Below are 10,218 nucleotides of genomic sequence, written 5' to 3'. Positions count from 1 at the left end.
CTCGCCGGATGCCGCCGACTGCACCGCCGCTACGAGCGCAAAGCCGAGCACTTCCTGGCCTTCACCAGCATCGCCTGCACCCTCATCTGCTACCGCAGACTCACCAAATGAGATGACGTCTAAAGCGCTCCGCCGCGACGCCCGCGGCGTCCCGCTGGGGGTCGTCTCCGAGGGGGCCGATAGGCATGACTCGCCACTGCTCGGACTGACCCTGGACGCCGCGCAGGAGCAGGTCGGCATGCTGCCGGACACCGTGAACGTCAACCTCGACCGGGGCTACGACAGCATCAAGTTCCGTGCGTTGATAGCCGAGTTGGGGTTCACTTCCGAGACCGCCCGCAAGGGTGTACCCGCCCCGATCCAGGCCAGCAGGCGCTGGCCCGTCGAGCGCACGCATTCGTGGATGAACGGCTACGGCAAGCTTCGGCGCTGCACCGAGAGAAACGACAGGGTCGTGGACTACTACCTCTACCTCGCCGCTACCCTCGTCACACTTCGCATGCTGATCTGGCAGGCACGCAGCCGCTACCGCTGGGATGGCCGACCCACCAACCGCCGCCCAAAGTGATCCATTTGCCGGTCGGTCTTACTTGGCAATTCGCGCCGCTTCGGCGGTCTTTACTCCAGTCTGGTTTCGTGATCTATCCGGTGGGCTCGTCGGCGATCTGTCGTCGGGAGTGGTTGCGTCGGGCTGTTGCCTGGTGGTGTCTGCGCCAGATGGAACAGGGCGAGCGAGTGTCATCTTTCCGGCGGCATTGCCGAGCCGGTCGAGGCGGTTGTCGAGGATGAACGTGGCTGGCGCGGTACGTCGCAGCGTGAGCGGTCCCGGGCACCGCGAGGCGGATGCCGAGCTATAGTCACGGGGTCGCGAAAAACGATATTCCGCGGTCCACCCGCCCGCGTACACGTCGCAGATGTGCGCCGAGTGCGGCCACGTCGACAAACGAAAGCGTGTCGACCGGGGACTTTTCATCTGCCGGGGGTGCGGGGTCGTTGCCCACGCCGACCGGAATGCTTCCCACAACATCGCCACCCGTGGCGAGTGTGTGGAATGCGGGGCGTGAGTCACGCGCCCCTGCCACCCCATAGGGGTGTCTGGACGGAGGAGTCCATCCCAGCAGCCAGCTGGGCACTACCTCCAAGCCCGAAGCTTCAGGGCCGGGTCAAGTTGACGAATGCGGCACCGAGCGGTGTCTTAGCCTGTTGGCCATGTTGCGCCGCATACAGGTACTGCCGTGGATACACACGGCGTATGACATTTCGATCGCGGTGCTGGTGGGCTTCGCGGCCTCTCGTTACGGCGAGGAGTGCGACCAGCTCATCGGCTGGGCGATGGCCCTGGCGCTGGTCTTCCGCCGGCGTCGGCCGTTTGCGGTCATGGGGCTGGTCGCCGGGCTCGCACTCGTTCAGTACGTGCTGGCGGAGTACCCGGATCCGATGCTTGCCTCCGCCCCGGCCGCGTACGACGCGGCGCTGCTCGTCGCCATGGTCTCGGTGGTCACCCACGCCCGGGCGATGTGGCACATCTGGACGGCGGGTGCGGTCGTCCTGCTGGGCGTGGGGGTGGAGGCCGGGTTTGGTCTTCCCGGCGCGCGGGACGCGGAAGGGGACGTTTTCAGCCTGGTCGCCTTCGGCGGTGTCTGTACGGCCCTGTGGCTGACCGCCATGGTGCTGCGGACACGTCGGCTGTACGTGGCGAGCCTGGAGGCACGGGCCGCCACGGCCGAACGGGAACGGGAGCACCTCGTGCGGCTCGCCGCGGCCGAGGAGCGCGCGGAGATCGCCCGGGAGCTGCACGATGTGGTGGCGCACAGTCTGGCCGTGATGATCCTGCAGGCCGACGGGGCCGGGTACGTCCTCAAGTCCGATCCGGGAAAGGCGGTTTCGGCCCTGAAGGTGATCGGCGACACCGGTCGGGACGCGCTGGCGGACATGCACCGGATCGTGCGGGTGCTGCGCAGCGGCCGTAAGGTCTCCGGCGTGATCGAGGACCCGGACACGGAGACCGGTCGCCTGCGGGTCTCGATGGACGACTTGGAGACGGTGGCCGAGCGGGCCCGTGCTGCGGGACTGAAGGTGGACCTGGTCGTCGAGGGTGTACGGGGCGGGCTGTCGACGGCGGACCAACTCACCGTGCTGCGGGTCGTCCAGGAGTGCCTGACCAATGTGCTGCGGCATGCCGGTCCCGGCGCACGCGTCGACATCACTCTGCGGTTTTGCAAGGACGTGATACTGATCAGTGTGGTCGACGACGGGGCCGGCAAGCTGGCCGGTTCTGCGAGAGCGGCGGCTGGCACAAGCGGAGGGAACGGGCTCGTGGGCATGCGCGAGCGTGTGGAGGTGTCCGGCGGCAGCTTCTCCGCCGGGCCGCGCCTCGGCGCGGGATGGCAGGTCGACGCGGAGATTCCCGTACAGGAACCTCCGTTGAGGACGAAGGGATGAGTGAGATGGGCGGGCCGATACGGGTGGTCGTCGTGGACGACCAGCCGCTGATCCGGGCCGGGTTCGCGATGGTGCTGGCCGCGCAGAGCGACATCGAGGTCGTGGGCGAGGCGGAGAACGGCGCGGACGCCCTGGCGTTGCTGGCCCGTACTGAGGCGGACGTTGTCATCATGGACATTCGTATGCCCGTCATGGACGGCGTCGAGGCGACCCAGCGGCTGAGTCGACTTCCTGACGCCCCACGGGTGTTGGTGCTCACCACCTTCGACACCGACGAGGACGCTTTCGCCGCGCTGCAGGCCGGGGCGAGCGGCTTCCTACTGAAGAACACCCCGCCCGGGGAGGTCGTGACGGCGATCCGTGTCGTGTCGGCCGGTGAGTCCGTCGTCGCCCCGCGCGTCACTCGCCGGCTCCTGGACCGGTTCGCGGGGAAGCTGGCGCCCTCGGCCCGCCACGACGAGCGGCTGGATCTGCTGACCCTGCGCGAGCGTGAGGTCCTCGGTCTGATCGCTGAGGGCCTGTCCAACAGTGAAATCGCCGCTCGCCTGTTCATCGCGGAGGCGACCGTGAAGACCCACTTCGGGAAGATCCTGACCAAGCTGGGCCTGCGGGACCGCGTGCAGGCCGTTATCTTCGCCTACGACTCGGGCCTCGTGGCCCCCGCGAGCTGACCGCACGAGGCAGGAGGTGGGACTACGACTGCGGTCGCAGTTCACCGGCGCGGAGATCAGGTTCTGAACCGATGTGCCTCGACGACCGTTCTCCGAGAATTACCAACAGCTGATCGGCAAACGCCGGCAAACAGCTTCGGAATGAAGTTCTCGGAGGTCGTCGTGAGTCTTTCCATGTCCATGCGAAACAGCAAGGCAATTCTGTTGTCCGCGATGGTGGTGCTGCTTTTCACGGGTACAGGGATAGCGGGCAAGGTCTGGTGGGACGAGCACAACCGGCCTAGCCAGGCATCGAAGACTGACTGCGTGTTGGCGCAGCAACTCGTCGACTCGGCGCAGAAGATCGCCAGCGACAGGGCAGCCATCGCGAAGTGGGAGAAGGACGAGCGGCAGCGCAGGGCGCAGATCGATGACGGGTACCTCGGCGCCAACATCTCGGTCTACGACGGGTGGGCGGCCCTGCATGCGAAGGGCGAGGGAACTGTCCCGACCGGAGAGGAAGTGCGGCGACTGTCGGACAAGGCCAACGCCCACTGCTCGGACGCCCGGGTCACGCTCACATTCCCGCCGCTCGCGTCCTGACGCGCCACGGCAAGGGGAATTCACCTCATGGATACAACCGAATGCATCGTCGCCGCCGTGGAACTGGTCAAGACCTACCGCCAGGGTGCCGCACGGATCAGGGCCCTGGACGGAGTGACGGTTGGTTTCGCCCGCGCGCGGTTCACGGCCATCGCGGGCCCGTCGGGCTCGGGCAAGTCGACACTGATGCACTGCCTGGCGGGGCTGGACTCAGCCACCTCGGGTCAAGTGGTGCTGGACGAGACGGAGTTGACCGGTCTGTCCGACCGGGAGCTGACCCGCGTACGACGGGACAAGGTCGGCTTCGTCTTCCAGTCGTTCAACCTGCTGCCCCAGCTGACGGCTTTGGAGAACATCGTGCTGCCGGTCACCATGGCCCGCCGGCACCTGGACCGCGACCTGCTCGACCATCTCGTCGGCGTGCTCGGCATCGGCGAACGGATGTCCCACCGGCCCGCCGAACTCTCCGGCGGCCAGCAGCAGCGCGTGGCGCTGGCCCGGGCCCTGCTGCCCCGGCCCGCCGTGGTCTTCGCCGACGAGCCCACCGGCAACCTGGACTCGCGGTCGGGCGGAGAGATATTGGACTTCCTGCGCCGCTCCGTGCGCGACCTCGGCCAGAGCGTGGTCATGGTGACTCATGACCCGGGAGCCGCCGCCTGCGCCGACCGCGTGCTCGTCCTGGCCGACGGACGCATCGTCGACGACGTCGACGCGGCGGCCGGCGCCGATCTCACGCGAGCTCTGCAGACCGCGGGGAGGGCCGCCCGATGAACTCCCCATGCCGTGAGAACACCCCTTGGCGCGCGAGCGCCCTCGGATCGCAGCTGGCCGAACTGCTCCAACGGCCCGGCCGCCTGGTGACGACCGGGATGTCGGTCCTGGTGGCCGCCTTCGTGGTCTTCGCCACCGTCATGGCCCAGCAGATCACCACGAACACCACCCTCGACCGCTTCCGCGGCACGCCCGAAGCCGTGAGTCTGGTCGCCACCGCCGACGGCACGTCGCCCGACATCAGCGGTGCCGCTCTGCGGCGCATCCGCGCGTTGTCCGGTGTCGCGGAGGCCGTCGGGCGCGTGGACTCCGGCGCGCCGATCGCCGGTCCGTTCGAACGCTGGCTGGAGCTCCACTCCGACCCGGGCACCGGGCCGCTGTCCCAGGTCCGGCTCGTCGAGGGGAGCTACCCCGACCGCACCGGCCAGATCGCGGTCAACCGCCGAGCCGCCGAAGAACTCGCGCTCGCCCCCGGCACCCGTACGACCCTGCTCGTCCCCAACCGTGAGAACGCGGAAAAAACCGTCAAGGCCGCCGTCATTGTCACCGGCGTGGTGGAGAGCAACGCAACCGCCGAGCAGCAGCCCGGCGGGTACACCACCGACGCCCACATCGGGCCCTTGGCGCAGCTGCCGGGCTATGAGCGCGTGGACATCCGCGCCAAGGACGGTATCCCGAACACCACTTTGTCCCAGCAGGTGCGCGGCGTGCTCGACGCGGCGCACTCCGACGCGTCGCTCAGGTCCGGCGGCGCCGTACGGGCCGAGGAGGCACACGAGGCCGTGGGAGGAGACCTGCGTGAGGTCTTCCGGCTCGTCTCGGTGTTCCTGGCCGTGGCGGTGGGGGCCGCGGCCCTGGTCGCCACCTCGACCTTCCGTATCGTGTTCGCGCAGCGGCTGCGGCAGTTGGCGCTCCTGCGCGCCATCGGCGCCCCACAGCGCCGGCTGGTGTCTGCACTCGCCGTCGAGGGCGCCCTGGTAGGTGTGGTCGCCGGCTCGATCGGTGTGCTGATGGCGCTGGGCGCCGGACACCTCGCCCCCCAGGCCGCCCGTCTACTGGCGGGACAGAAACTGTCCGCACCGGGCTTCCCCGTGCCGCAGACCATCCTGGTGGTCGCAGGCACCGTGCTTGTCACCGTCGGCGCGGTCCTCGCCCCCGCCCTGTCGGCAGCCCGCGTGTCGCCGCTGCAGGCTCTGCGCACCGCGGGCACCCTCACCGGCGAACGCCGTATCGGCACCGCCCGCCTCACCGCCGGAATTCTCCTCGCCACCGCGGCCACGGGGCTCGCCGCCCTGCTCCTGCATCAGCTGCCCCAGCCGGGCCAAGAGGACTACGACCGCAACTTCGCCCTGCTGGTCACCATCGCCTCTGCGGGCTTCGCCTTCCTGGCGCTGATCACCCTGGGCCCGCTCCTGGTCCGCCCCGTCCTGGCGGTGGCCGGATGGCCACTGCGCCGGTTGGGCACCATCGGCAGGCTGGCTGTCAGCGGTGTCGGTGACACACCGCGGCGTGCCGCGGCCGTCTCGGCGGTCGTCGCCCTCGGCGTCGCCCTGGTCTCCGGGGCCCTTGTCTGCCTCGCCTGTCTGAGCGGCTACCTGGAACGGACCGACGCCGTCCGAGCCCCCGCCGACTTCCAAGTCGCGGCCAACGGAAAGGGCCTGGACTCCTCAGCCGTGGGCCAGTTCGCCGCCGCACCGCAGCTCACCCATGTCACCGGCTACCGGACCCTCGAGGTCACCGCTGGCCCCAGGGGGTCCCGCACCCGGTTCGAGGTGTCGGACCTGGATCCGGACGCCCTGCCCACCGGCAAGTACATCGACACCGCCACCGGCTCCCTCAACGACCTGGGCCCGGGCAGGGCTGTCATCGCATCCGACGTGGCCGAACTCCTCGGCGTGCGGGCGGGCGACCCCATCACTCTCACTCCTCCACCCTCGGCTTCGCTCGAGCGGGGGGACCCCCATCGCCGCGGCGACATCCGGCTGACCGTCGCCGCCACGTTGCCTGGTGAGGGCCCAGGCCAGACGAACGTACTCGTCGTACCCGCCGATCTCGACCGGATGGGCGCCTCCACCAACGCGACCGGCATCTTCGCCGACGCCGCCGCCGAGGGCCTCGCCGCCCGCGGCAAGGCGCAGCGGGCACTGGAGAGCGTAGTCCGGGAACACGTCGCCGACCCCGACGACGCGACCATCAGCGTCCTGGCGGAAGACCGGGACAGCGACCAGGACGCGATCCGCACGGCTGGCACCACCGCACTCGGGCTCGTCGCCCTGACCGTGCTCATCGCCGTCGTCGGCGTCACCGCCACCACCAGCCTGACCGCGATCGAACGCACCCGTGAGTTCGGACTGCTACGGGCCCTGGGCCTGGGCGGAGGCGCACTGCGCCGGACCATCACCGTCGAAGCCGGCCTGTACGGAGTCCTCGGCGGCGCCTTCGGCCTGGCCCTCGGCATCCCCTACGCCTGGCTCCTCGTCCGCATCGTCGTCACCGACGCCCCCATGCGCCTGCCCGTGGCCCAACTCCTACTGGTCTTCATCGGGTTGGCCGTCCTCACCGCGCTGGCCGGCCTGCTGCCCGCCCGCCGCGCCACGCGCATCGCACCGATGACCGCGCTGGGCGGCACCGAATGAGACATCGCAACCCGGTGCCGCCGCGAACAACACACGGACAACAATCGAGCAACGCACGACGGGGTGACTGCTTGACCGCCCCCATCGCATACAGCACCTCGCTGATCTTCGGGGACTTGCGGCACCACGGCGGCAGGATCGCCAAGGGGAACCGCTTGCGCTCGCCCGTGGCCTCGTCAACGTGCTTGACCTTCACCCGCGGGGGCCTTCACCTGGACCACCCCGGCAGCGGTGGTGACCTTCCGGGGCTGGTGGTAGCCGTTGCGGACCACGAGCCATCGGCCGGTCTCGTCCGCTGCTCAGCCAACGCGGCTACGGAGGCGTTGACTTCGGCCTCCAAGGTCGCCGCGAGCATCCGCCTCGCGCCCTCCCGGACCATCTCGTCGGTCAAGGAGGAGCCGTTGGCAGTGGTGCCGGTGTCACTGACAAGGCTGCATAGCCCCCGGCGGGTGAGCCAGCCGCGCACCTTGTGGGGCTTGAGGTCCAAGTCGGCCAGGATCCTGCCGACGTGGGCGGCGGAGATCGGCGCGCACACGGTGCCCGCGAGCTGGGCGGCGATCGAGGCGTGGGTCCAGGTCGCGGCAGGTCCGGGCGGGGTGCTGGTGGCCGCGGCGACCACCGCGACACGCACCAGGTCGTCGTAGCGGCGCGGCCGACCGGGGCGGGCGGCGTCCTTCAGGCCTTCCAGCCCGCGCGCGGCGAACCGCCCGCGCCATTTGCGGACCGTGTTGGCGCTCACCGCCAACCGGCGCGCGATCGCCCCGTTGCCCGCGGCCAACACGATCCTGGCCCGGAGCACCTGCTTGACCTGGGCTTTCACTGAGGAGACGGTCCGCTGCAGCGTACCGCGCGTCTCCTCGTCCACCTCTATGACCGCCGCCGCACACCGTCCCGCACTCTCTGCCATGATCAGTGATCATGGCGGGGATGCCGGCCGGGCGGCCGGATAGGGCCGTGCCGAAAAACCCACCCAAGTCCATGCAGCACCACCTACGCCTGCGGCTGAACGCGCACGCCAGCGAGCGCTGGCCGCAACTGGCCGGGCCCAGGCCTGCTTCCGAGCTGGCTTCGCCTACCTGGAAGGCAGGTTGAAGAACGCCGAACGGCTGCCGCTATGTCGGCTGCGCTTCACCGGAGTCCTGTACACCTGGGGTTTCGCACTCTACTTCGCCAGTCGAGACGTCTACGCCGACAACGTGCTACCCGTCGGCAGCCCCGAGCAGCGCCTGGACTGTGCTGGGGTCTCTACCTCGACAGCACAGCAGCCTGACACCTCCACGAACTTCTGCGGAGCAGCACTACCGGCCGGCGCGTGCGGGGTGTGCCTCGTCGCCGGAGGGGGCTTGGGGCCGCGCGAGGAGTCCGCGGCAGTGTAGAAGACGGAAGAGCCCTGCTTGGTGCGCAGCGCCTGGCTCTTGGCGACGAGTCCTGAGTCGTGGTCCTCGTCGTCGCCAGCCACCGGGCAACCCCGCTTCCGTGTGTGGTTGCCCCGCCCTTAACCAGTCGGCTCAGCCGCCGCAGGGGCAGCCGGTGATCTTCAGATTGTCCGCCGTGTCGCCTGGGCAGATTTGCGTCCTCGGCCCCCGCGTCCTCGGCCGCCGTGGAGGCCATCAGCGCCCTCGCCTGCCCCAGATCCATCGCGGCTGCTCGCGGGCGCCCGGACGGCCCCTTGCGGGCCGGTACGCCCTTCGGCGGGGCGTACCGCTCAGCCCGGTTGCGGACTCGTTCGCTCTCGTCCTGGGCTGGCCGCACCCACCGCCGCCTCGGCGGCGTTCAGCAACCGCTTCAGCGGCCACGCGTGCGGGTCGACGCCTTGGAGGGCGAGTACGCCGTCCCACGCATCCCAGTCTCCGTACGGCTCGACGACCCACTCCAGGATCTCCGCGACCGCCCGCGTGGGCAGACGCAGCGCGTCCTGGATCCGCGCCCCGGGATGCTGGGCGGCGAACTCCTCCGCCTGGTCCAGTTCGTGGAAGGAGTCGAGGACCTCGCCGTCCTGGATGACGTCGAGCCGCGTGAACAGCTCCGCCGACTCCGGCAGCATCTGCCGGGCCAGGAAGACCCGCACCGACCGCAGCGTCTTGCGCAGCGCGGACGGGTCGGCGTCGCCGAGGTTCTCCAGGTCGACACCCCTCGCCTTCTGAGCCTCAGCGAGCTCGGCGTACGCATCCACGAACGAGGCGCCCATCACTTCCGGTTCCAGCAGCAACTCGGCGTCGCCGACCTCAAGTACGTGAGGCTCGGTGTGAAGCTGAATGGTTTTCCGCACGGGCCATGTCCTTGTCTCCCGCTCCTTCGCCCGGCCCGAAACCAGCAGCGCACCACAGAGGGTAGCCGCATGCCTGGCCGGGTCAGGTAGGTCCCGTGGTCGGAGACGTCGTACACCGCGCCCCTCGCGATCGCTTCAGTCATCAAACACGTTTCGACGGTAATCGAAACCTTGGTGCCCTCCATTCGGCGACACCTAAGTTGAGGCGTCCAGCAATCCACCGCCGAGCAGCATTCCTTGGCACGCACCATTAGGGGGTACCAGTGCAAAGTAGATTGTCAAAGATCAGGGCGATGTTCGCGGTTGCAGTGGCCATTCTGGCGCTGACCTTAAGCGCCGGCGTCGCATCAGCCGGTGCTGAGGGCGCCACCAGTCCCTACGCCTCCCAGGCCAAGCAGGCGGGACTCACCGCCTCTCAGACTTCGGCACTCCAGAACGAAGTGGACCGGTATCTCGCCCAGATGGGCGGAAAGCAGGTGGCCGCCAACGTGATCGACCTGGGCGGCAAGAACCTCATGTTCGTGGCTGTTCCTGGCGAAGCTCACCCCCGCGACATGACCAAGGGGGCGCTGCTCAACGTCTGCGACGATATTATTCCCTACGGATACTTCTGCGCCTACAGCGGCATCAACTTCACGGGCACGTCGATCCCCATGTACAGCTGCGCCCGCTACAGGATCCCGTGGACGGCCGACGGATCGTGGATCAACAACCAGACCACCGGGACCGTCGCGAACTTCCTGGACGACAGCGGCGTCTCACGCTGGAATGACGGCGGCGCCTACAACGATGACGACGATGCACCCTGGTACTGGGTCCACTGGGTGAAGAACTGCTGAGTGGCGTC

General features: G+C 69.0%; 8 protein-coding genes and 4 pseudogenes. 9 read left to right on the top strand and 3 right to left on the bottom strand.

What is annotated here, in order from left to right; translation table 11 throughout:
- The 8 genes and pseudogenes from ABZZ74_RS40715 to ABZZ74_RS40680 form a co-directional block, all read left to right on the top strand.
- Window positions 1-111 (top strand): annotated as a pseudogene (locus ABZZ74_RS40715) (IS5/IS1182 family transposase); the annotation flags it as partial.
- Window positions 112-121: 10 nt separating this feature from the next.
- Window positions 122-568: pseudogene (locus ABZZ74_RS40710) on the top strand (transposase); the annotation flags it as partial.
- A gap of 346 nt (window positions 569-914) precedes the next feature.
- Complete coding sequence (locus tag ABZZ74_RS40705; protein WP_356949186.1) at window positions 915-1,064, top strand: zinc ribbon domain-containing protein; 150 nt, start codon at window positions 915-917, stop codon at window positions 1,062-1,064.
- A gap of 145 nt (window positions 1,065-1,209) precedes the next feature.
- Entirely contained in the window at window positions 1,210-2,442 is a 1,233-nt protein-coding gene (locus tag ABZZ74_RS40700; protein ID WP_356949185.1) for a histidine kinase, read from the top strand.
- Window positions 2,439-3,113, top strand: coding sequence for a response regulator transcription factor (locus tag ABZZ74_RS40695; protein ID WP_356949184.1), 675 nt, complete (start codon window positions 2,439-2,441; stop codon window positions 3,111-3,113). Before ABZZ74_RS40700 ends, ABZZ74_RS40695 begins: the two co-directional genes overlap by 4 nt.
- 141 nt (window positions 3,114-3,254) lie before the next feature.
- Window positions 3,255-3,695 (top strand): hypothetical protein, encoded by a 441-nt coding sequence (locus tag ABZZ74_RS40690; RefSeq protein WP_356949183.1) that lies wholly within the window; start codon window positions 3,255-3,257, stop codon window positions 3,693-3,695.
- 27 nt (window positions 3,696-3,722) lie between these two features.
- The gene (locus ABZZ74_RS40685; protein ID WP_356949182.1) at window positions 3,723-4,466 is read left to right on the top strand and encodes an ABC transporter ATP-binding protein; all 744 of its coding nucleotides are present in this window, start codon (window positions 3,723-3,725) and stop codon (window positions 4,464-4,466) included.
- A complete protein-coding gene (locus ABZZ74_RS40680) occupies window positions 4,463-7,102 on the top strand; it encodes an ABC transporter permease (protein ID WP_356949181.1) in 2,640 nt (879 codons plus the stop codon). The genes ABZZ74_RS40685 and ABZZ74_RS40680 overlap by 4 nt, the downstream gene beginning before the upstream one ends.
- A gap of 94 nt (window positions 7,103-7,196) precedes the next feature.
- Here the strand turns inward: ABZZ74_RS40680 and ABZZ74_RS40675 are convergent.
- The 3 genes and pseudogenes from ABZZ74_RS40675 to ABZZ74_RS40665 form a co-directional block, all read right to left on the bottom strand.
- Window positions 7,197-7,481 (bottom strand): annotated as a pseudogene (locus ABZZ74_RS40675) (IS256 family transposase); the annotation flags it as partial.
- 126 nt (window positions 7,482-7,607) lie between these two features.
- Window positions 7,608-7,898: pseudogene (locus ABZZ74_RS40670) on the bottom strand (helix-turn-helix domain-containing protein); the annotation flags it as partial.
- 909 nt (window positions 7,899-8,807) lie between these two features.
- Window positions 8,808-9,371 carry a hypothetical protein gene (locus tag ABZZ74_RS40665; RefSeq protein WP_356949180.1) on the bottom strand — a complete coding sequence of 188 codons (564 nt, stop codon included), beginning with the start codon at window positions 9,369-9,371 and terminating at the stop codon, window positions 8,808-8,810.
- Window positions 9,372-9,664: 293 nt separating this feature from the next.
- Here ABZZ74_RS40665 and ABZZ74_RS40660 point away from each other — a divergent pair, with 293 nt between their 5' ends.
- Window positions 9,665-10,210, top strand: a complete 546-nt coding sequence (locus ABZZ74_RS40660; protein WP_356949179.1) for a hypothetical protein — start codon at window positions 9,665-9,667, stop codon at window positions 10,208-10,210.
- Window positions 10,211-10,218 lie beyond the last annotated feature (8 nt).

This window comes from Streptomyces sp. NPDC006476 (genome assembly GCF_040612015.1).
In the GTDB taxonomy this organism is placed as follows: Bacteria; Actinomycetota; Actinomycetes; order Streptomycetales; family Streptomycetaceae; genus Streptomyces; species Streptomyces griseorubiginosus_B.
This window is presented reverse-complemented; position numbering and strand designations above follow the sequence as displayed.

Bases quoted from the DNA above. Each gene is read 5' to 3' on its own strand.
- ABZZ74_RS40705 (WP_356949186.1), top strand. From the start codon at position 915: ATGTGCGCCGAGTGCGGCCACGTCGACAAACGAAAGCGTGTCGACCGG.
- ABZZ74_RS40680 (WP_356949181.1), top strand. From the start codon at position 4,463: ATGAACTCCCCATGCCGTGAGAACACCCCTTGGCGCGCGAGCGCCCTC.
- ABZZ74_RS40690 (WP_356949183.1), top strand. From the start codon at position 3,255: ATGAAGTTCTCGGAGGTCGTCGTGAGTCTTTCCATGTCCATGCGAAAC.
- ABZZ74_RS40695 (WP_356949184.1), top strand. From the start codon at position 2,439: ATGAGTGAGATGGGCGGGCCGATACGGGTGGTCGTCGTGGACGACCAG.
- ABZZ74_RS40700 (WP_356949185.1), top strand. From the start codon at position 1,210: ATGTTGCGCCGCATACAGGTACTGCCGTGGATACACACGGCGTATGAC.
- ABZZ74_RS40660 (WP_356949179.1), top strand. From the start codon at position 9,665: ATGTTCGCGGTTGCAGTGGCCATTCTGGCGCTGACCTTAAGCGCCGGC.
- ABZZ74_RS40685 (WP_356949182.1), top strand. From the start codon at position 3,723: ATGGATACAACCGAATGCATCGTCGCCGCCGTGGAACTGGTCAAGACC.